Raw genomic sequence first — 22,081 nt, 5'->3', positions numbered from 1 at the left:
TCCGGAACAGGTTCCAAGGGGTGAGAATTCCCCTGCGGTACCGTTCCTGACGCCTTTGTCAGTTATCTTCCATATAAAATATGGTTTACTATAAACTATTTTTTTTTATTTGTCAATAACAGATTTTTTCTATATAGTCTGATGAATTTCTTCCTATGATATGGTGATACAGATGCAAATAATGCTGTGGATACAAAAAAACAGACGCCTGCCAGGGACTCCCATATGATGTCCTCTCTCTGCAGTCACGTCTGTTTTCTCTTTTTATTTTCTTTACGCTTTATCTCCCTCTGTGCTTCCCGCCTGTCACGCTACCGCAAACTTCTGAAGGAAACGGTTGAACTCGTGATCTTCCCCATGACAGGTTACAGTAAGGACCTTGGTCAGATCCATGCTGAGAATTCCAAGAATGGATTTTGCATCAATGATAACTCTGTTATATGAAATATCTACATCAAAGTCGCATTTGCTTGCAGCCTGTACAAACTCTTTCACATCTGCTGTTTCGTTTAACCTGATTTTCTGAGACATAAATTTCATCCTCTCTTCTCTCGGCCTTAAGAAAGACCGGCAAACCGGTGACGCCAGATCTCTGCGATTCTTTTTCGTCACTTCTCATCTGGTTGTCTCACATTATGTCTCATGTTGTCGAATTTGTCAAGTTGATGTTTTTTATCATTTTGGAAGGTTATCCTATAAAAACCCGAATTTCATATAACAAAATTCGGGTTTTCTGCTTATTTATTGTATATTTTTCATATTTTCATTTTCGAATCAACCGACGTTCACTGTGAGATTAATTCCACACAGACCTTAATCCTGTTTGATTTCTTTCGGTATCTCCATCGGATAATTGCCGTCAAAACATGCTTTGCAAAGCGGAAGTCCGCCCGCCATGCCTTCCAGATAATCGATCTGCATGTAGCCTAAGGAGTCTGCACCGATCATCTTGCGGATTTCCTCTGTGCTGTGCTGAGCTGCAATGAGCTGGTCATTGGATGGCACATCGGTACCGAAATAACAGGGATGTAAAAATGGCGGAGAGCTGATACGTACATGGACTTCTTTTGCTCCGGCCTCTTTCAGCATATGAATCAGGTTTGCAATGGTAGTTCCACGAACAATAGAGTCATCTACCAGAACAATCCTCTTTCCCTTTACTACAGATTCCAGAACACTCAGCTTCAGATGAACACTGGACTCTCGCTCCTGCTGGGTCGGTTTGATAAAGGTTCTTCCAATGTAACTGTTCTTATAGAACGCAAAACCAAATGGAATTCCAGATTCCTCAGAATAACCTTTGGCTGCCGGAAGTCCGGATTCCGGTACACCGGTTACCAGATCTGCTTCTACCGGATAGGATTTTGCGAGGGATTTTCCTCCACGGATTCTTGCGTCATAGATCTTTACTCCATCCATGGTGCTGTCCAGTCTGGCAAAATAAATGTATTCAAAGACACAGTGAGCATGTTTTTTCTGCACGTCCAGCTTGCTGGATTTCACGCCATCCCTGGTAATGGTAACAATCTCGCCAGGTTCAATATCACGGATAAACTCCGCGCCTACAGATGTGAGTGCACAGCTCTCAGACGCCAGTACATAAGCATTGTCCCTTTTTCCAAGGCAGAGAGGTTTCAGTCCGTAAGGGTCACGGGCTCCGATCAGTTTCCGGGGACTCATGATCACAAGGGCATATCCTCCCCGGATCTTCTCTACGGTTTTATGTACTGCTTCTTCTACTGTAGCAGAATGAACACGTTCCCTTGCAATATGGAACGCAATAACCTCAGAGTCGGTAGTTGTATGGAAGATCGCTCCGGTCTGGATCAGTTCCCATTTCAGAGCTTCTGTATTAACCAGATTTCCGTTATGTGCAAGCGCCAGACTTCCCTTGATATAAGAAAGTACCAGCGGCTGCGCATTCTCTGCAACAGACTCTCCGGTGGTGGAATAACGAACATGTCCGATTCCGATGTCACCATTCATATTATGTACAACATCTTTTCGCAAAACTTCGCTTACCAGTCCCAGATCTTTATGAAACTGTACGTTTCCTCTTTCTCCGTCCGTCCTTGAAACGGCCATTCCGCAGGACTCCTGTCCTCTGTGCTGCAGCGAGGTAAGACCATAATAAATAGATGGTGCGATATTTCCTCCATCCAGATCATAAATCCCGAATACGCCACATTCTTCCTTTACTCCTGACATATTTCCCTCCATCTGTTTTTTCCATATTGTGCATCTTGGTTGTTGGCCAAAAAGCTTTTCCAAATTACTGACTTTTCGACCGCATAACTATGATATCAGATTATAATAAAAGGACAAGATTTGTCAACCCTGCCCATTTTCCGACACTCCACTCTTTCCGGTCGATTTTTTAGATTTTTTCAAAAAAGCTCTTGACATTATTTTATTTTGGTGTATACTGCATCACATAAAGCAAAGGCGCTTTGGATACGACAAGTATCTGAAGCGCTTTTTTTGTTTTTCCGGTCCGTTTTATACCCGGATCTTCCGGCAGCGGTCCTTATAAGATAATTAAAAATTATAATGAATGAGTGAAATCGAAAGGAGTGTACCTATATGGCACAGAGTATCCCGGAAATGTATGGCAGCCTTGTATTCAATGACAAAGTGATGCGCAGCAAACTGCCAAAGGACATGTACAAAGCATTAAAGAAAACAATTGAAAACGGAACTCATCTGGAACTGGATGTTGCAAATTCCGTAGCAGTTGCAATGAAAGAATGGGCTACTGAAAACGGTGCAACCCATTACACACACTGGTTCCAGCCGATGACAAACGTAACAGCCGAGAAGCATGACAGTTTCATCTCCCCAACAGGAGACGGACAGGTGATCATGGATTTCTCCGGTAAAGAACTGGTAAAAGGTGAGCCGGACGCATCCAGCTTCCCGTCAGGCGGACTTCGTGCCACTTTCGAAGCAAGAGGATATACAGCATGGGATCCTACTTCACCGGCATTCATCAAAGATAAAACCCTTTACATCCCAACGGCTTTCTGCTCCTACAGCGGAGAGGCACTGGATAAGAAAACTCCTCTTCTCCGTTCCATGGATGTTCTTAATAAAGAAGCGGTTCGTATCCTTCACATCCTTGGAAACAAAGATGTCCGTCATATCAACACAACGGTAGGACCTGAGCAGGAATACTTCCTGGTTGACAAAGATCTCTATAAGAAGAGAAAAGACCTGATCTTCTGCGGACGTACACTTCTGGGAGCTTCCGCACCAAAAGGACAGGAAATGGAAGATCATTACTTCGGAGCCCTGAAACCACGTGTTGCCGCTTACATGCATGATCTTGACGAAGAGCTCTGGAAACTTGGTATTCCGGCAAAAACAAAACATAACGAAGTTGCTCCTGCACAGCATGAGCTGGCTCCTGTATTTGATACCACAAACGTTGCAGTTGACCACAACCAGCTGACCATGGAGATCATGAAAAAAGTTGCCGACAAGCACAACATGGTTTGCCTCCTTCATGAGAAACCATTTGAGGGAATCAACGGAAGCGGTAAACACAACAACTGGTCCATGAGCACAGACACAGGTGTAAACCTTCTTGATCCTGGAAAAACACCGGCAGAGAATACACAGTTCCTGGTATTCCTGGTAGCTGTTATCAAAGCCGTTGACGATTATGCGGATCTTCTCCGTGTATCTGTTGCAAGTGCAGGAAACGATCACCGTCTTGGAGCAAACGAGGCACCGCCAGCAATCGTATCCATCTTCCTTGGAGATGAGCTGACAGATATCCTCAAATCCATTGAGAATGATACCTTCTTTAACAACAAGCATGCCGTACAGATGGATATCGGTGCAAAAGTACTTCCACACTTCACAAAAGATACCACCGACAGAAACCGTACTTCACCGTTTGCATTCACCGGAAACAAATTCGAATTCCGTATGCTTGGTTCCGCAGCATCCGTTGCAAACCCGAACATCGTACTGAACACTGCCGTTGCAGAAGTTCTCTCCGAGTTCAGCGCAGCTCTTAAAGATGTTCCGGAAGAAGAAATGGAAAGCGCAGTACATGCACTTCTCAAGAAAACCATCGAGGATCACAAACGTATCATCTTCAACGGCAACGGTTATACAGACGAGTGGGTTGAAGAAGCTGAAAAACGCGGTCTCTACAACCTGAAGACAACTCCGGATGCTCTTCCTCACTTCGTTGATGAGAAAAACATCGCGCTGTTCACAAAACACGGCATCTTTACAAAGGAAGAACTGTTCTCCCGTTATGAGATCTGGCTTGAGAACTACTACAAGACCATCAACATCGAGTCCAACACTCTTGCTGAGATAATCCAGAAACAGGTGATTCCTTCCGTATTTACATATGTTGAAAAACTTGCCGACACTGCTGCTGTAAAGAAATCCGTAGTAGCTGATGTTTCTGTAGCAAGCGAAGCTGCTCTGATCTCCAAATTGAGCACACTTGCTGACACCATGACTAAAGATCTGGAGACACTAAAAGCTGACACAGCAAAAGCTCTCGCCGCTTCCGACGATGTACTTGCCTGCGCAAAAGCTTATCAGGAAACTGTTCTTGAAGACATGGATACTTTAAGAAAATCTGCAGATGAGGCAGAAGCTCTGATCCCGGATGAGTTACTTCCATATCCGACATACGACGAGCTGTTATTCTCCATCTGATACTTGATCAGATAAACAATTTCATACGGTAAATACAGGGGATATCCCTTATGAACTCTACTTCATAATTCATTATCGATTTCCTCATCCATTAATCACACGATACAGATATCCCCTGTTTTACAATATATTCATTTTGTTTCGTAAAGGCGCGAAAGAGAAACTCTTCTCTCCCGCGCTTTTTCGTTATATTGATACTGGATAATTTCTGTCAATTTTCTTTTGTCCGGTATCCGAAAATTCTCTGTTATATCGTTATATATAATAGGAAGAAAAAAATTGGGAAAGGGAGTGTTACTATGTATTCTTCAGTAAACACAATCTGGGTCCTCGTCGGTGCGGCACTGGTCTTCTTCATGCAGGCCGGATTCGCAATGGTCGAAACAGGATTCACAAGAGCAAAAAACGCAGGTAACATCATTATGAAAAACCTGATGGACTTCTGTATCGGTACCCCGGTCTTCTGGCTGGTTGGTTTCGGTATCATGTTCGGTGCAGGAAACGGGTTCTTCGGTAAGATCGGAGGAATCGCCTCAGAGGCAAACTACGGAAACGCAATGCTTCCGGACGGAGTTCCATTCTGGGCATTCCTGATCTTCCAGACTGTATTCTGCGCAACATCTGCCACCATCGTATCCGGTGCCATGGCAGAACGTACCAAGTTCATCTCCTACTGTATCTACAGTCTTCTGATCAGTCTCGTTGTTTATCCGGTATCCGGTCACTGGATCTGGGGCGGCGGATTTATCAGTCAGATGGGATTTCATGATTTCGCAGGTTCCTGTGCCGTTCATATGGTCGGTGGTGTTGCAGCACTTATTGGAGCCATCATCCTTGGACCCCGTATCGGAAAATATTCCAAATCCGGTAAATCCAGAGCGATTCCCGGACATAACCTTACCGTAGGTGCCCTTGGTGTATTTATCCTCTGGTTCTGCTGGTTCGGTTTCAACGGTGCATCTACCGTCAGCATGGAAGGGGATGCCATCGTAAGCGCAGGAAAAATCTTCGTAACAACAAACCTTGCCGCTGCTGTTGCAACGGTAACCGTTATGCTGATCACATGGATTCGTTACAAAAAACCAGATGTCTCCATGTCCCTCAATGGTTCCCTTGCAGGACTAGTAGCCATCACAGCAGGCTGTGATACCGTATCTCCTACCTCTGCAGCTATCATCGGAATCATTTCCGGATTTATCGTAGTATTTGGTATTGAGTTTATTGACAAAGTTCTCAAAATTGATGATCCAGTTGGTGCTGTTGGTGTACACGGCCTCAACGGTGCTTTCGGAACACTGGCTGTAGGACTTTTCTCCGACGGTGCAGGTACAGAATGGAAAGGACTTCTCACAGGCGGCGGTTTCCACGGCTTCGGTGTTCAGTTCATTGGTATGGCAATCACCATCGCATGGGTAGCTGTTACAATGACAATTATCTTCCAGGTGATCAAACACACCATCGGACTTCGTGTTTCCGCTGAGGAAGAGATCGCAGGTCTGGATATGAAAGAGCATGGCCTTGCAAGTGCATACGACGGATTCTTCGTACAGGATACCATGACAAAAGCTCCTGCTCCAATGGGAACTTCCGTAAAAGATCCGGTTATCAAACACGCACCTTCCGCTCCTGCTGAATCTGTTCCTGAGATTCCTGCTGACGGCGTACACAAACTGACAAAAGTTGTTATCATCACACGTCAGAACAAGCTGGACGAATTCATGCAGGCCATGAACGAGATCGGGGTAACTGGTATCACAATTACAAACGTTATGGGATGTGGTGTTCAGAAAGGTGCTCCAACCTACTATCGTGGTGTTGAAGTTGACATGAACCTCCGCCCGAAGGTTAAGATCGAGATCGTTGTAAGCCTTGTACCGGTTCAGAAAGTTATTGACACTGCAAAAGCAGTTCTTCATACCGGCCAGATCGGTGATGGTAAAGTCTTCGTTTACGACATCGAAAACGTTGTCAAGATCCGTACCGGCGAGGAAGGCTTCCTGGCTCTGCAGGATACAGACGCATGATCTTTTTATAAGAAAAACATATAAAATCTTTCTACGCAATATAAACCAAATGAAAGCCAGAAAAGATCCGGAACATTATCTTTCAAATGTTCCGGATCTTTTCCTGTATTACTACTCTTATTCTCTACGAAGCCTCGGCAGGTTCCACCGGTAATGAGCCGCCAGATACCGGACCAGTATCACCACCACAGTTCCGATCACCATAGCAGGGACGCCTCCCCACAGACGGTATACCCACACGCAGGCAATGGCTCCTACAATGGATGCGCAAGCATAAATATGACGCACAAAAATATACGGCGGCACGCCTGCCATCATATCACGGATCAGTCCGCCGCCAACGCCCGTAACCGTTCCAAGGAACACAAGGAAAAACGTCCTTCCCATATATCCTTCTGTGATCCCTTTATCCACTCCCATAACTGTAAACACACCCAAACCCACGGAGTCCATCACCAGCATGATCTTATCATAGACCATCCGGTTCTCGCCCTCCAGCAGTTCCTGTTTCCAGTACATTATGGCAAATACAATACAGGACGTCACCGTTGCCACAATGGTATATATGGGATTCTGAAACATCCCCGGCGGCACGATTCCCAGAATAATATCTCTGGTCGCTCCACCTCCCACGGCTGTCACCACGCCCAGAACGCAGATCCCGAAAATATCCATTCCTCTCTGTGCTCCTACCATTGCTCCGGAAGCAGCGAATGCAATCGTTCCCGCCATTTCCAGAATAAATGTAAATAAACTCTGATAATCCATTTCCCCTCCATACATATCCGGCTGCTGTTCCTTCTCCGGCTCATATCTGCAGCCTGTTTTCCCCACCTGTGCATTTTTTTACAGGGCGCAAGAAGGAACCCTGTTCACACAGGATTCCTTCTCTTATCTTTCATTTCACTTTTCTTATTCTAACAGAATTTCCCTATTCTGTACATCTTTTCTTTTTGTATCCGATTTCTATTATTCTGCTTCGATCAGAAAGCCTCGTCTTTTCAGCATATCCTGGATCATATCCAGAATTTCTTCTGATTCTGCCTCTACTTTATGGTAATGGTAATCCGATGTAATATTCTTCAGAGGACTGGACTTACCGTTTCGAATGTCCTCCATAAAATTCTCCACCTGGCGCCTGGAGCCGATATTCAGTTCTGCCTCGATGTGTCCGTAAACTCTGTGATTGACCATTACGTTAATCACTTTTCCGCCAAGATCCACAATTCCGCAGAGTTCATTCTCCAGATCCGCATCTGTATGATGCACCTTAAAGATCCGGCTCACTGTATGCGGGGCGTTGAGGATATATCCCCGGTTGGTGGAGATCACATTATTCCCCTCTGCACGTATCAGTGCAATATCCTGCACGATCACCTGTCTACTGACCTGAAATGTTTTGGCCAGAGCGCTTCCCGAGACCGGCCGGTCACTGTTTTTAATTTGATCCATGATCGCTGTCCTGCGTTCTGAACCAGTCATTTAAGCTTCCCCTTTCCTGGCTGTGCCTGTACTTTTGGTCCTGATATCTGTTTTCCTCATTCCTGCGATATCCCCCACCCGTTTCAGATACTGTCAATTATGTTTCTGTGTTCGGCACAATACGTACTTCTGTTTTTCTGATGTTCCGGGTATTTCTGTCACAGCACTCGGTATTCTGTAAAATTCCGTGATCTTCAGAAAAGCGGATGAAGGTTCTTCAGGGAAATATCAAGGATCGGTGCAGAATGTGTTAATGCACCACTTGATACATAGTCTACACCAACATCCCTGATCTTTGCAATATTTTCTTTTGTAACATTTCCGGAACACTCGGTTTTTGCTCTTCCGTCGATCAGCTGTACGGCTTCTTTCATCATTTCCGGAGTCATATTATCAAGCATGATGATATCTGCGCCTGCTTCAACTGCCTCTTTTACCTGGGCAAGGCTCTCTACTTCCACTTCGATCTTACGGACAAAAGGCGCATACTCCTGTGCCATTTTTACAGCTTTCGCAACGCTTCCTGCTGCTCCGATGTGGTTATCTTTCAGAAGGACTCCGTCAGAAAGATTATATCTGTGGTTCTGGCCGCCGCCTACACGTACTGCATATTTTTCAAAAATACGCATGTTCGGTGTGGTTTTTCTTGTGTCAAGAAGTGTGATGCCGGTTCCCTCAAGAAGAGATGCTACGGAATGCGTGTATGTTGCAATTCCGCTCATTCTCTGAAGATAATTAAGGGCTACACGCTCCCCGGAGAGAAGCACACGGATATCACCGGTAACTTTTCCCATCTTCTGGCCTTTTTTTACTTCGTCGCCGTCTTTGCAGAATAATTCCACTTTTGTGTCAGCATCCAGAAGTGTAAATACACGGCTGAAAATTTCCAGTCCGGCAATGATTCCGTCCTCTTTGCAGATCAGATCTACTTCTCCCGGAACCGCCTCTTTCATAACGGAATTGGTGGTAACGTCTTCACTTGAAATATCTTCTTTTAAAGCCTCCAGGATCAGGTGGTCTACCTGGAGTGTCATTGTGATCTTATTCATTATACAGTACCTTCTCTTTCTCAATAATCATGGCAGCCCTGTTCTTCAGATCAAGGTTGTTTCCATCTTTCATAATGCGGAACTTTACATTGCAATCTGCGTTCACGCAGCTCCTGCTGCACTTTTCTCGCTTTTCTTTTCAGCGGAGATTGCTTTTGCGGCACGCTTTGCAAACACAAGACTTTCCAGCAGGGAATTACTTGCCAGGCGGTTGGCTCCATGTACACCGTTACAGCTGGTCTCACCTACTGCATACAGCTGGTCCATACTGGTCTTGCTGTCAGCGTCAACCCAGATACCTCCCATAAAATAATGCTGGGCCGGCACTACCGGGATGCATTCTTTTGTTACGTCATAGCCTTCCTCCAGGCATCTTTCGTAAATATGTGGAAAATGATGAAGGATGGTATCTTTGTCAATGTTTTCCATGGAAAGCCATACATGGTCGGTTCCTTCTTTTTTCATCTCTTCCTGGATTGCCTTTGTTACCACATCTCTTGGAAGCAGTTCGTTGACAAAGCGTTCTTTTTTGCTGTTATAAAGCACTGCACCCTCTCCGCGAACGGACTCGGAGATCAGAAATCTGCGGCCAGGTTTCTTGGAATATAATGTCGTAGGGTGAATCTGTACATAGTCCAGATGTTCCAGACGTACATTGTGTTTTTTCGCAATATCCAGGGCATCACCGGTAAGGTGCGGATAGTTGGTGGAATGCTGATATCTTCCGCCGATTCCGCCGCTTGCAAGGATGGTATCCTCCGCATAGATTTCTACCGGAAGCTCTCCGCCTGGCTGAATTTCTTCCTGAATTTTTACGTTTTCTCCTGCTTCCATTGCTTCCAGACGTGTTTTGTTTGCTTCTGCAGAAACTGCCTTCAATCCGATACATTTGCCGTTTTTTACAAGGATATCCTGCATGGAAGTATATTCCAGAACGGTTACATTTTCAAGTTTCAGAACCTGTCCCAGAAGTTTTTCGGAGATTTCTTTTCCTGTAATATCTTCATGATAAAGGATCCTCGGTTTGGAATGCGCGCCTTCTCTTGTATAGGCAAAATCATCTCCATCCATCTTAAAATCCACACCGTAGCCTACCAGGTCATTGATTACATCTCTGGATCCCCGGATCATAATGTCTACGGATTCTTTTCTGTTTTCGTAATGTCCTGCTTTCATGGTGTCTTCAAAATAGCTGTCATAATCATTTTCATCACGGAGTACACAGATCCCGCCCTGTGCCAGGAAGGAATCGCTGCTTCGCATATCTTCTTTTGTGATGATCACGATTTTTTTGTCTCTGGGGAGTTTCAGTGCGCTGAACATTCCCGCAACACCTGTTCCTACGATTACTACGTCTGTCTTGATTTTCATTGTTTTCGCCTCTCTGTCTCTATTTTGCAAGTTCCAGCATCCGCTCCAGCGGTTTCTTTGCTTTTTCTCTTGTTTCATCAGTTACATGGACTTCATTTTCTCCGGTTTTCAGAACATGGAGCACTTTTTCCAGAAATACTTTTTTCATGTTTTTGCAGACTGGTACGGTTTCTGTGAAGTAGAATTTTTTGTCCGGGCAGGTGGTTTCCAGTTTGTACTGTACGCCACATTCTGTGCAGATGATGAATTCTTTGTTGTTGCTGTCCTGAGCGTATTTGATGATCCCGGATGTGCTTCCGATATAATCTGCCTGTTTCAGGACTGTCTGAGGACATTCCGGATGGGCCAGCACAAGTGCTTCCGGATGGGCTTCTTTTGCTTCTTTTACTTCTTCGGGATCCATAAATTCGTGAACGATGCAGAAGCCTTCGTTATAGATGAAGTGTTTTTCCGGTACCTGTTCTGCGATAAAGTGGGCCAGGTTTCTGTCCGGGATGAAGAAGATATTTTTATTTGGGAGTGCTTTTACGATCTTTACGGCGTTTGCGGAGGTTACGCAGACATCGGAGAGTTCTTTTAAGGCTGCTGTGGAGTTGATGTAACAGACAACTGCTACGTCGTCGTATTCTTCTCTTACTTTTCGGATTCCTTCTTCAGTTGCCATGTGTGCCATGGGGCAGTCTGCGTCCATTGCGGGCATGAGTACAGTTTTGTCGGGGCTTAAGATCTTGGCGCTTTCTCCCATGAAGCCTACGCCGCAGAATACGATGGTTTTTTCTTTTGCGCTGGCTGCAATTTTGCTAAGGTAAAAGGAGTCTCCTATATAGTCTGCTACGTCCTGTACTTCGGGGCGCACGTAGTAGTGCGCCAGGATGATGGCGTCTTTTTCTTTTTTTAATTTCTGGATTTCTTCTGCTACTGTCATTATTTTCACCTTTCCTGCAGGGGGTTTTCTTTTATTCCTGCTTTTGTTTTGTGGTTTTTTCAAAATATCTTACACATAATACCATAGTTCTTTACATGTGACAAGACAGTTGTTTGATTTATTGTAAAGTTTTTGTGAGGGAATGGATGGATTGGTTGCAGACGGACGGGGATGGATGGCGAAGGGGTGGTGGGTGGTTTCGGGAACAAGTAATTCTAGGGCTGTGGAAGACTGCTAAAACCATTCCTGAAAATATGCAGAACTCGCTTCGCTCAAACAGCTGCATTTTCAGGAATAACGCAGTCTCCCACGGCCCAAGAATTACTAAGTTCCCTGCAAAGCACCCGCCACCCCTTCGCCATCCATCCCCTGAGTGTTCAAATTTTAAATAAAATGAATTCGTGTGTGTATTTATTTTGGGTTAATTAATTACTTGATATTTTTTTACCTGGTAAATTTAGTGATTAACATTTTTTTGAATAAAAAAGACCTGGTGTTTGCAATAATTACCAGGAATATATATTCCTGAAATTACTGTAAGCTCCAGGTCTCTTGATTTTTTCAGTGAGATGGGGTTATTGGAATTTGCTTCTGTTTCGTATCTTTGCTCTGAATAATTGTTTGGTTGTTTATTCGGTTTTATTTTTCTGTTCCAGGTATGCCTGGGTGCTGTCTTTCAGGCGATTGAGGCCGTCTATTACTGTATCTTTAGGGCAGGCGAGGTTTACGCGTAAGAAGCTTTGTCCGTTTTTATACTCATTGCCGTCGCATACGTAGAGTCCGCTGTGCTGGCGGATGAAGGCATAGAATCTGGTTGCATCGTCGGTTACTTCGCGGCAGTCCAGCCAGAGCAGGTATGTGGCTTCTCCTCTGACTGCGTGGATTCCTTTTATTTCTTTTGTGATAAATTCTTCTGCATATCGTCTGTTTTCCCAGAGATATTCTCTTAAGCTGTCCAGCCATTCTGCTCCGTGGTTAAAGGCAGCTACCGGTGCGATAGCTGCAAATACGTTTGGTTCTGCCACTTCGTCTGTATTTAATCCGCGGTTGACCCGATGCCGCAGTACGGGGTTTGGAACGATCACTGCTGCCGTCTGTAGTCCTGCCAGGTTAAAGGTTTTTGTAGGTGCCACGCAGGTGATGCTGTTTTCTCTGCAGGTCTCAGATACTGAAGCAAAAGGTACGTAGTCTTTTCCTGGTTTTGTCAGGTCGCAGTGGATCTCGTCAGATAATACCAGTACGTGATGTTTTGCACATAATTCGCCAATCTTTGCCAGTGTTCCTCTGTCCCAGATCTTTCCTATGGGGTTGTGCGGGTTACAGAGAATCAGCAGGGATGCCTGTGGGTCTGAAAGTTTTTCCTCAAGGTCTGCGAAATCAATTTCATAGGCACCATTTTCGTAATGCAGCGGGCTTTCCAGGATGAACCGGCCGTTGTTGATGATGGAGTTAAAGAAAATATTGTATACCGGAGTCATGACCACGACTTTTTCTGCTGTGGTTGTCATCTTACGCACAATGCTGGAGATTGCAGGTACAACACCTGTGCAGAAAATCAGCCATTCCTTTTCGATAGACCACTCATGGCGTGTTTTCCACCAGTTCTGATAGGCGTCATACCATTCATCTTCAATCAGGGTATAGCCAAATACTCCGTGCTGTGCTCTTTTTATAATGGCTTCTGTTATCTGCGGAGCTGTCTGAAAATCCATGTCAGCCACCCACATGGGCAGTTCTTTTTCTGTTACATCCCATTTCATGGAGCCAGTATGACGGCGGTCTGTTTTTTCGTCAAATATGCTCATTTCTTTTTCCTTTCTGTATCTGTCAGAGCTTTTATGCTTCCGGCGCTTTATCCAGCTTTTCCCCAACTGTGGGACAGATAATTTCGGTTTCAGCCGGATCGATCTTTTCCGGATCCAGAATCAGTGTTTCAATCTCATCTGCCTGGATCCTGCCTTCTGACGGATTCATGACACTTTTGATCCTGCCGTTGATCTGTGCATTGATCCCTTTCGAATACTCAAAAGCCAGAGTTGTATTCAAAAGGGTACAATTGATCATTTTCAGATTTTCAATATAACACAGTCCCTGCAGACTTTCTATGGTACAGTTGATAAATGTGAGATTTTTTGAATTCCAGCCCAGATACTCTCCATGAATCACAGAATCATATACCGTAACATTTTCGCTGTTCCAGAAAGCATCTTTTGACAACATTCTGGCATTATGGACTTCCATATTTTTTGCACCATCAAAAGCATAGTTGCCAACAAGTTTGAAATCATCGATGGTGATATTTGTGCTGTTCATGCCAAAATAATCACCCCTGGCCCGTACATGTGCAAGTTTTATACCCTCACAGTTCCAGAACGTCTCTGCCGCATTGGCAAGATACACATTATCAAGAGTCACATCATGACAGCGGCGGAAATTTTTCGGCGCCTCAATCAACGTATCCTCGATCCGGATATGATCCGTATACCACACCCCAGAACGCGCCATCTCCAGCCAGGTACAATCCCTCGCCTCTATATTTTTGCTGTACCAGAGCGGATATTTCCATTGAAACGAACTGTTCTCCAATACAATATCCCGACTCTCCTTAAGCGGAGACTCCCCATCATTAAAAATCGTCTGTTCAATATGCAACTTCTTCCCATGAAACAAAGGCCGCTCCCCTGTAAGATACGCACCCTTTAATTCTTTATCTGTTTTTATATTCTCTACACTCATTTTCTATCCTCTCTACATTCCTGTCATTCACACGTTACTTTTTATATTTTAACATCTAAAGTTTACTTTAGGTCAAGTATCTAATTGTTATTATCACGTTAAATGTAAAGGTAACTTCCTGATTATAAGACTTAATTCCGGGTAGCTGACGTTAGGGGGACGGACATCGCCTCTTCATATAAACAATCGTTATCATTATACCCCACACATCATCTCACATACAAACTAAGCCATTGCAGCCGTCCAGCGAAGCGCCCGACGGCCCACCACCCACCGAGCAGCCACTCAACTTATCATCCTCAACAACCCTATACCTCCGCCCACACCGTCACACAGCCCCGGGCAGCGGAATGGATCTGCTGGCCTTTGCAGGAGCCGTAGTACTGCTTAGCGCCTGGAAGATTGCGTTATTCAGAAAAATGTCAGCTGTCTGAGCGCAGCGAGTTCTGCATTTTTCTGAATGCTTTTAGCAATCTTTCAGACGCTTAGCAGCACTAGACTCCGAAACAGCCGCAGATCCATTCCGCTGCCCGGGGCGTCCGTTTTACTAATCAAAAAAGAAAAAATCCGCCGCACCCAGCACGACAGATTTTTCCCCACCACTATTTTAATAATTCCCGTTCAATCCTCTCCCGAGCCTCCGGTGCCTGCCTATCCATCTTCTCCGGAAAACCAAACATCGAAACACAGGCAATATTATCACCACCAGCCTTCGGTGCATCCACCCTCAGCTGTTTATTCGCAAAATCCATATCTCTTAAGGTTTCAAAAATACCATCAAAATCCACATCGCCCTCACCCATAGCAAGATGCTGATGTACCGTCACATCCGCTTTTCCACGGCCATTCAGCCACGGCGGATTTAAAATATACCGGCAGTCCATAGTCTGATTAAATGTATCTGCAAACAGTACATGAGTCAGCTCATCTCCTGCATATTTCAGCATGGACCGTACATCCCCTTTACCCTCATCATAGAAGAAACCATGAGGAGAAGAATACACATAACCAAGGTTCGGAGACCGAAAAGATTTTACCATATCACAGGTCTCATTATTCAGCTCGCAGAAATCATAAGGATGAGACTGAATTTCCACACGGATACCCTCACGCTCGATCAGCGGAAGCAGTTCCTCCATAGATTTAAACCACATACCATTGCAGATCTCCTGCTGGTTCGGATCACCGGAAAGCTCCGTGTTGATAACCTTCACGCCCATATCTCCGGCGATCTGGATCATCCGCTTCCAGTTGGCAACCGCAAACTGTCTCTGTTCCTCTGTTGGGCCGGACCAGCGGTATACGACGATAAATGAAGAAATCTCCACGCCGGTTTCCCGCAAAGCCTGTCTGTATTCCTGTTCACACTCTTTAGAAAACAGCGGATGTTTATAGAACGGATTGATCCTCGGATGAGGGGACTGTTCGATATATTTATATCCCCAGTCCGCAACCTGATGGACCATACGGTTGATATCCATCTGTTTTGCAAGCACATCTACGTCAAATGCGATCTTCATGATGCATTCCCTCCTTTTTCTTCTTTATTCCGGATATAATCCAGGATCAGACCGGCCGCACCAGCAGCTCCTGTTTTGGAAACATTGATCACCATATCATAATAGTGAGGATCGTCTCTACGGATTCCGGTAAATCTTTCATAATATTCATTTCGGATCTGGTCACGCTTCTTCAGCTCGTCAAGAGACTGGCCTTTATAATATTCCCGGCCTTCTTTTTCCCGGTAATCATCATCTGCATACACGAAAAAGCTGTATGTATGCGGTTCTCCGCGAAGCACATAGTTGGCACATCTTCCCAGGAATACACCAGGACGCCTCTTTGAAAGTTCACGGATGATCTGGCTCTGCACCTCAAACATCTGGGCGCCTGTATAATCTGCTGCCGCACCTGCCGATGAATGTCCGTACGGGGAAAACGTAAGCTCGGAATCTTCATAATTGTAAGAATCCAGATACTGTCTTACACTTTCCAGATCTGCTTTTTCCATACCGAATTTTTCTGCCATGAGACAGATGATCTGACGGTCATAAACCCTGCAGTCCAGCGCTTTTGCAACATCCTCCGCGATTTTTCTTCCGCTGCTGCCGTACAGTCTTCCAATCGCTACATTGATCCTGTTTCCGGAAACTGCCGGTGCTGGCATGGACTGGATCTCTCCCGGTACAGAAACGTTTCCTTCTCCGGATTCTCTCTGGATCAGTTCCCGCATCATCTTGTCATAGACTTTATCCAGCTGATAGCAGGCCGCGATCACAAACATCACTACCCAGATTGCTACCGGAACATACAGATAAAAACCTTTGATCACACGGATAGCTTCTGCAGACTGCTCTGCTGCGGTTGCCTTGGTGCCATCAAAATATGCAGCGGAAAGGATTCCACCCATGATAGCGGAAGTCAGTCCGGAACCGGCTTTCTGGCCCATGCTCATAGATGAGAACATCAGACCTTCCACACGTTTGCCTGTTTTCCACTGGCCATACTCAATGGCATCACTTGGAAGAGAATACTGCACGCCATAGAACGGTGCGATTCCGATTCCTCTCATGATACAGGTCACAACACCAAGAGAAACACTGGTAATATTCATCAGGAACAGAAGCTGTCCCGCAACACCCAGGATGCAGCCTGCACAGATGAGATTTCTTTTTCCATAGCGGGGAAGCACCTTTGGCAGGAGGGCAATTCCTGCCACAGTTGCCAGTTTCTCCGCTGCTGAAAGAGGCATAACAAGGTCTACATTTCCAATTACATACTGACAATAATAGGTAAGGTCCGTTCCAATGATGATCTGATATGCAGTATAAAAGATCATCAGCCCCAGGGCGATAAGGAAATACCGGTTGGTAACGGTTGCTTTAAAAGCTTCCACAAAAGGAATATCTTCTTTTTCCTGTTTTGCCGCAGAAACACGCTCTGTACAGACCATGTAAGTGTTCACAAGCACGCCGACGGAAATGATCGCATAACCTGCTGTTACCAGGATCCAGGCCATCTGCTGGTTGCCGGTAACATTTGCCACGATATTGATCAGCGGCAGCGTGAACGCGGTAATGATCATACTTGCCGTGATAGACAATACCATACGGATGTTACAGATCACATCACGCTCACGGCGGTCACGGCTCATCAGAGATCCCAGTGCGTGGAACGGCTGGCTGATGGCAGTGTATACAACCGTGTTCATAATGTTATAGGTCACAAAAGCATAGATGATCTTTCCCATGTTTCCAAGCGGCGGCATGGTAAAAAGAAGCACCGCTGCCAGCGCATAGGGAACCGCAAGTCTTAAGATCCAGATCCTGGCTTTTCCATATTTGGAATGAGTCCTGTCGATAATGGTTCCCATCAACACATCGGAAAATCCATCAAAAATGCGGGACAAAAGCATGATCATTCCAACAGCTCCTGCTGAAATTCCAACAACATTGGTATAAAAATAGATCAGCAGAGTTGTTGTCATGGTATACATCAGAGTCAGCGCCGGATCGCCAAAACAGTACGCAAGTTTTTCTGACACCGGAACCTTGATGAATTCATTCAAGTCTTTACCCTTCTGCTTATAATTCAACAATTCGGGGATTCCCTTACCAGCCATAGTATCTACCTCCTATCGGTTTAAGGTCGGACCTTTCTGAATGAATTATCCGAAATATTTCTGTACAAAATCTCTGGTAACTTCTGCTGCTTTTTTCACGTTGTCCTCGTGGCTCATTGCATAGTACTCCGGACGGAACTCTTCGATGGTGCATACACCGTCAAAACCGATCTCTTTCAGTGCTGCCGCGATTCCTGCATGATCTACCACGCCTTCTCCCGGCCAGAGTCTCTTGTCGTCTCCGCAGGAACCAAGTGGAAGATCCTCACAGTCATTTAAGTGGTATGCAAAAATCTTCTTGCCATCTGCTGCTTTCAGGTCTTCCAGACGGGAACACATCTCATGGAAATGGAAAGTGTCCACGGTAACGCCAACATTGTCTCTGTCTACTGCTTTTACTACATCGTATGCTGTTCCAAACTGGTTGATGGAGCAGTTCGGTGCACCACAGAACTCCAGGGAGATCTTCATATCTGCGCCCACTTTGTCAGAAAGGTAGCAAAGACGTGCAACTGCTTCTTCTTTGATCTCGCTGACAGATTTGTTTTTTACATCAAAACTTGGAACTGTGATCAGCATTTTCATTCCAATCGCTTTGGAAACTTTCAGGATGAAATCAACTTCTTCGTCGATCTCTTTTTCCCCGGCCTCATCTCTCTGGTTAAAGAAGATCAGGGTGTTGTATGCCCATGGTTTCAGATGATGATTCTTAAACCAGTCTGCCAGTTCTTCCAGTGTATGTTCTTTGAGATAGTCTTTTACGCAGTCAAAACGGATCTCAATGTAATCAAATCCGTATTTCTCACACATCTCCAGGTCTGCCATAAGAGACTGTCCTTTACATTCCAGTGCAGTTGCTTCATTAAATCCTAATTTCATCTTCGATACCCTCCATATGTCCGGAACCGGTGTGCTCTGTCTGGATTTCTATGTCCTGTTTTCTGCGTACAGGGGAACCACCCCTGTTTCTGTTGGATCATGCAGACTTTACCGATTCTTATTTTCTTTTTTATTTTTCTGTTGCTTTGTGTTTGTGCTATTTTGTATTTTTGTTGTCCGTATTTTCGCTTTGCCAGCATGCAGGCATTTCTTTTCAGCCTGATCTTTCTGGTTACTCTCACCGGCAGATTTCCCGCTGCAGTTTCGATAAAACCGTATCGGAATCGGACTCTGCCGGTGAATGCCGCCACAGGCTCATTGGGAAAGCCTGCGACAATAAGCTGGTATGATAACTCACACTTGATGAGGTGGAGTTCTGTAAAATTATTTATAAAATTCCGGTTTCTCAACTGCTGTAATGATCTTCTCGATCTGTCCGGTTTCCTGCGCTTTTACAAGAGCGTCTGCTGTGATCGCTGCCAGGTATCCATCCCATGCGTTCGGTCCTGTGATCACACCTGCTTCTGCATTGTCAACCCAATCCTGAACCTCTTTATCATAGGCATCTTTAAATCTTACGAAACAGTCTGTGTCAATGGCACTGGATACAGCTGCGTTTTTACGGATAGACGGATAAGCCGGCTGTGCCATTTTCAGTGCACCGTCCTCACATACTACTTCACAGTTGATGTCATATCCGAACTTGCAGTTTACAAATACTTCCACATCGATACACACACCTTTTTTAGTGCGGAGCATCATGATCTGCGGATCTTTCAGCTCGGAATGAGAATATTTGGTTACTCTTGGCATTACAACCTGTGCAGATTCATACTCGTCATCTACCAGCCAGTGAAGAACATCGATCTCATGGATTGCGGTATCGTGCACAGCCATTGGAGTATTATAATTGGTTCCTACTTCCGGGTTTCTATGTGTACAGTGAAGAATCAGCGGCTCGCCGTACTCTCCGGTTGCAAGGGCTTCCTTGATCTGCTGGTAGCCTTTGTCATAACGTCTCATAAATCCAAGCTGGATGAGATGTTTGCCTGCTGCTTCCTCTGCTTTCACTACTTTCAGGCAGTCCTCAGCAGTGGTACATAATGGTTTCTCACAGAAAATCCTCTTGCCAGCTTCAATTGCCTGGAGAAGGGAATCTACATGTGCGAAGCCCGGAGATACGATAAATACTGCATCTACGTCCTCTGCGTTGATCAGTTCCCTGCTGTCTGTGTAAACTTTTGCGCCGCAGATCTCGGCTGCTTTCTTTGCACTTTCCTCAAATACATCTGAAACAGCTACTACTTCTGCTCCCTGGATCTTCTCGGTCAGTCTTCTGATATGATCTCTTCCCATTCCGCCGCATCCGATAATTCCTACTCTTAACATTTTAAATTCCTCCGTTCATTTTTTAACCGAATCAACTGTGAAGCAGTTATTCGGTTATGAGCAAGTAGCGAAGCGGATTGCGAATATCCGCTTGACTCCTTTTATTGTTTTCTGTTTTCGTGTTCTTTTTGATGATGTTATATTATCATTTTGTGCACGTGAACGCAATATCTTTTTTATACAAATTTTCCATTTTGTTTTTATGCGTTTTTCACGATTTGTTACTTTATTCACAAGTTTTTATTGATTTTACAGCGTTTATGCGTGATTTCTATTCATTTTGGATGTGTGTTTCCAGTACGTTTTCTGTTTTTTAATCTGTTAATTTTCTAACATTTTTATGTGTGCACCAGAACGCAATGTTTTATTTCCCGTATACTCCGGTAAGGTTTATGGAGAATATTGTTGTATTTTCACACACAAAGAGTTATAATTACATATAGTTTTATATAAAGTATATAAATATATTCTCTTATCTGTATCCAAAACTTCTATACAAAAACACAACAGAAAGGATTTTTAAATATGAACGATTACAGCTTAGAAACCAAATGTATCCATTCCGGATACACTCCTTCCAAAGGCGAGCCATGCGCGCTTCCAATCTGCCAGAGCACCACTTACAAATATGACACCACCGATGAAATGGGCCAGTTATTTGATCTGAAAGCAGATGGATATTTTTACACCCGTCTCCAGAACCCGACCAATGATGCCGTTGCTGCAAAAATTGCAGATCTGGAAGGTGGTGTTGCCGCAATCCTGACTTCTTCCGGACAGGCTGCCAACTTCTATGCAGTATTTAATATCTGCGAAGCGGGTGACCATGTTGTTGCTGCTTCTACGATCTACGGAGGAACCTTTAATCTTCTTGCCGTTACTTTCAAAAAACTTGGCATTGACTGTACCTTTGTTGATACCGACGCAACAGAGGAAGAGATTGCTGCTGCATTTAAACCGAACACAAAAGTTCTCTTTGCGGAGACCATCGCCAATCCAGCACTGGTTGTCCTAGACATTGAGAAATTTGCACGGGTTGCACACAAAAATGGCGTGCCTCTTATTGTGGATAACACCTTTGCCACACCGGTAAACTGCCGCCCGTTCGAGTGGGGTGCAGATATCGTCACTCACTCTACCACCAAATATATGGATGGACATGCCGTTCAGGTAGGCGGCGCCATTGTTGACAGCGGCAACTTTGACTGGGATGCTTACGGCCATAAGTATCACGGCCTGACCGAGCCGGATGAATCCTACCACGGCGTGATCTACACCAAACAGTTTGGCAAAAAAGCCTACATCACCAAGGCCACTTCCCAGCTGATGCGTGATCTGGGTTCTATTCCGTCTCCAATGAACTGTTTTCTTCTGAATCTTGGACTGGAGACACTTCCGCTGCGTGTTGAGCGTCACTGCTCCAACGCCCAGAAGATCGCCGAATACCTAAATGCACACGAAAAAGTTTCTCACGTAAATTATGCCGGACTTCCGGATGATAAATATCATGCACTGGCTCAGAAATATATGAAGGACGGCCGTACCTGTGGTGTTATCTCCTTTGAACTGACCGGCGGCCGTGATGCAGCAGTCCGCTTTATGGACAGCCTGAAGCTTGCTACCATCGCCACACACGTTGCTGCTTCCATTACCATGGTTCTTCATCCTGCCAGCCATACCCACCGCCAGATGAACGATGAACAGCTGGTTGAAGCAGGAGTTTCTCCTGGAATGATCCGCCTTTCCATTGGTATTGAAAACGTGGACGATATTATCAAAGATCTGGATCAGGCACTGAAAAATGCGTAAATAAAAAACATTAAGGGAAAATCCATCAAATAATCGATGGATTTTCCCTTTGATCTTTTTTGTAAAATGGGTTAAGCGGATATTCTCAATCCCACAGGAAATTTATTGG

General features: G+C 44.9%; 16 protein-coding genes. 3 read left to right on the top strand and 13 right to left on the bottom strand.

From position 1 onward, the window contains the following. Positions 1–306: 306 nt before the first annotated feature. Together G5B12_RS12280 and purF are read right to left on the bottom strand one after the other, a co-directional pair. Positions 307–531, bottom strand: coding sequence for an HPr family phosphocarrier protein (locus G5B12_RS12280; protein WP_021977864.1), 225 nt, complete (start codon positions 529–531; stop codon positions 307–309). A gap of 282 nt (positions 532–813) precedes the next feature. After that, complete coding sequence (gene purF / locus G5B12_RS12275) at positions 814–2,208, bottom strand: amidophosphoribosyltransferase (protein ID WP_174088415.1); 1,395 nt, start codon at positions 2,206–2,208, stop codon at positions 814–816. A 375-nt stretch (positions 2,209–2,583) separates the two neighbouring features. Here purF and G5B12_RS12270 point away from each other — a divergent pair, with 375 nt between their 5' ends. Both G5B12_RS12270 and G5B12_RS12265 read left to right on the top strand, forming a co-directional pair. Beyond that, positions 2,584–4,686, top strand: coding sequence for a glutamine synthetase III family protein (locus tag G5B12_RS12270; protein ID WP_174088414.1), 2,103 nt, complete (start codon positions 2,584–2,586; stop codon positions 4,684–4,686). 299 nt (positions 4,687–4,985) lie between these two features. Further along, positions 4,986–6,710 carry an ammonium transporter gene (locus tag G5B12_RS12265; RefSeq protein WP_174088413.1) on the top strand — a complete coding sequence of 575 codons (1,725 nt, stop codon included), beginning with the start codon at positions 4,986–4,988 and terminating at the stop codon, positions 6,708–6,710. A gap of 117 nt (positions 6,711–6,827) precedes the next feature. On the opposite strand, the gene G5B12_RS12260 is transcribed toward G5B12_RS12265, so the two are convergent. From G5B12_RS12260 to G5B12_RS12210, 11 genes are all read right to left on the bottom strand, one after another. After that, complete coding sequence (locus tag G5B12_RS12260) at positions 6,828–7,478, bottom strand: trimeric intracellular cation channel family protein (RefSeq protein ID WP_174088412.1); 651 nt, start codon at positions 7,476–7,478, stop codon at positions 6,828–6,830. Positions 7,479–7,679: 201 nt separating this feature from the next. After that, positions 7,680–8,192: a transcription repressor NadR gene (locus G5B12_RS12255; RefSeq protein ID WP_118062624.1), complete on the bottom strand. Its 513-nt coding sequence runs from the start codon at positions 8,190–8,192 to the stop codon at positions 7,680–7,682. A gap of 194 nt (positions 8,193–8,386) precedes the next feature. After that, positions 8,387–9,241 carry a carboxylating nicotinate-nucleotide diphosphorylase gene (gene nadC, locus G5B12_RS12250; RefSeq protein ID WP_021976263.1) on the bottom strand — a complete coding sequence of 285 codons (855 nt, stop codon included), beginning with the start codon at positions 9,239–9,241 and terminating at the stop codon, positions 8,387–8,389. A gap of 102 nt (positions 9,242–9,343) precedes the next feature. After that, complete coding sequence (locus tag G5B12_RS12245; RefSeq protein WP_174088410.1) at positions 9,344–10,612, bottom strand: FAD-binding protein; 1,269 nt, start codon at positions 10,610–10,612, stop codon at positions 9,344–9,346. Between the two features lie 19 nt (positions 10,613–10,631). Next, positions 10,632–11,537 (bottom strand): quinolinate synthase NadA, encoded by a 906-nt coding sequence (gene nadA / locus G5B12_RS12240; protein WP_021976265.1) that lies wholly within the window; start codon positions 11,535–11,537, stop codon positions 10,632–10,634. A 629-nt stretch (positions 11,538–12,166) separates the two neighbouring features. Further along, positions 12,167–13,342, bottom strand: a complete 1,176-nt coding sequence (locus tag G5B12_RS12235) for a MalY/PatB family protein (RefSeq protein ID WP_118062627.1) — start codon at positions 13,340–13,342, stop codon at positions 12,167–12,169. A gap of 31 nt (positions 13,343–13,373) precedes the next feature. Beyond that, on the bottom strand, positions 13,374–14,273 hold the full coding sequence (locus G5B12_RS12230; RefSeq protein ID WP_174088409.1) for a DUF3737 family protein: 900 nt from the start codon (positions 14,271–14,273) through the stop codon (positions 13,374–13,376). Between the two features lie 602 nt (positions 14,274–14,875). Then, positions 14,876–15,793 carry a sugar phosphate isomerase/epimerase family protein gene (locus tag G5B12_RS12225; RefSeq protein WP_118062629.1) on the bottom strand — a complete coding sequence of 306 codons (918 nt, stop codon included), beginning with the start codon at positions 15,791–15,793 and terminating at the stop codon, positions 14,876–14,878. Next, a complete protein-coding gene (locus tag G5B12_RS12220) occupies positions 15,790–17,895 on the bottom strand; it encodes a cytidylate kinase family protein (RefSeq protein ID WP_174088407.1) in 2,106 nt (701 codons plus the stop codon). Before G5B12_RS12220 ends, G5B12_RS12225 begins: the two co-directional genes overlap by 4 nt. A 45-nt stretch (positions 17,896–17,940) precedes the next feature. Beyond that, complete coding sequence (locus G5B12_RS12215) at positions 17,941–18,774, bottom strand: sugar phosphate isomerase/epimerase family protein (protein WP_174088405.1); 834 nt, start codon at positions 18,772–18,774, stop codon at positions 17,941–17,943. Between the two features lie 384 nt (positions 18,775–19,158). Further along, entirely contained in the window at positions 19,159–20,163 is a 1,005-nt protein-coding gene (locus tag G5B12_RS12210; RefSeq protein ID WP_174088403.1) for a Gfo/Idh/MocA family protein, read from the bottom strand. A gap of 525 nt (positions 20,164–20,688) precedes the next feature. Between G5B12_RS12210 and G5B12_RS12205 the strand changes: the two genes are divergently transcribed. Continuing rightward, entirely contained in the window at positions 20,689–21,972 is a 1,284-nt protein-coding gene (locus G5B12_RS12205; RefSeq protein ID WP_021976272.1) for an O-acetylhomoserine aminocarboxypropyltransferase/cysteine synthase family protein, read from the top strand. Positions 21,973–22,081: the final 109 nt, after the last annotated feature.

The sequence above is a fragment of the Blautia sp. MSK.20.85 genome (assembly GCF_013317245.1).
Lineage (GTDB): Bacteria > Bacillota > Clostridia > Lachnospirales > Lachnospiraceae > Blautia_A.
This window is presented reverse-complemented; position numbering and strand designations above follow the sequence as displayed.

Coding starts and splice junctions, on each gene's coding strand:
- G5B12_RS12280 (WP_021977864.1), bottom strand. CDS start 531: ATGTCTCAGAAAATCAGGTTAAACGAAACAGCAGATGTGAAAGAGTTT.
- purF (WP_174088415.1), bottom strand. CDS start 2,208: ATGTCAGGAGTAAAGGAAGAATGTGGCGTATTCGGGATTTATGATCTG.
- G5B12_RS12270 (WP_174088414.1), top strand. CDS start 2,584: ATGGCACAGAGTATCCCGGAAATGTATGGCAGCCTTGTATTCAATGAC.
- G5B12_RS12265 (WP_174088413.1), top strand. CDS start 4,986: ATGTATTCTTCAGTAAACACAATCTGGGTCCTCGTCGGTGCGGCACTG.
- G5B12_RS12260 (WP_174088412.1), bottom strand. CDS start 7,478: ATGGATTATCAGAGTTTATTTACATTTATTCTGGAAATGGCGGGAACG.
- G5B12_RS12255 (WP_118062624.1), bottom strand. CDS start 8,192: ATGACTGGTTCAGAACGCAGGACAGCGATCATGGATCAAATTAAAAAC.
- nadC (WP_021976263.1), bottom strand. CDS start 9,241: ATGAATAAGATCACAATGACACTCCAGGTAGACCACCTGATCCTGGAG.
- G5B12_RS12245 (WP_174088410.1), bottom strand. CDS start 10,612: ATGAAAATCAAGACAGACGTAGTAATCGTAGGAACAGGTGTTGCGGGA.
- nadA (WP_021976265.1), bottom strand. CDS start 11,537: ATGACAGTAGCAGAAGAAATCCAGAAATTAAAAAAAGAAAAAGACGCC.
- G5B12_RS12235 (WP_118062627.1), bottom strand. CDS start 13,342: ATGAGCATATTTGACGAAAAAACAGACCGCCGTCATACTGGCTCCATG.
- G5B12_RS12230 (WP_174088409.1), bottom strand. CDS start 14,273: ATGAGTGTAGAGAATATAAAAACAGATAAAGAATTAAAGGGTGCGTAT.
- G5B12_RS12225 (WP_118062629.1), bottom strand. CDS start 15,793: ATGAAGATCGCATTTGACGTAGATGTGCTTGCAAAACAGATGGATATC.
- G5B12_RS12220 (WP_174088407.1), bottom strand. CDS start 17,895: ATGGCTGGTAAGGGAATCCCCGAATTGTTGAATTATAAGCAGAAGGGT.
- G5B12_RS12215 (WP_174088405.1), bottom strand. CDS start 18,774: ATGAAATTAGGATTTAATGAAGCAACTGCACTGGAATGTAAAGGACAG.
- G5B12_RS12210 (WP_174088403.1), bottom strand. CDS start 20,163: ATGTTAAGAGTAGGAATTATCGGATGCGGCGGAATGGGAAGAGATCAT.
- G5B12_RS12205 (WP_021976272.1), top strand. CDS start 20,689: ATGAACGATTACAGCTTAGAAACCAAATGTATCCATTCCGGATACACT.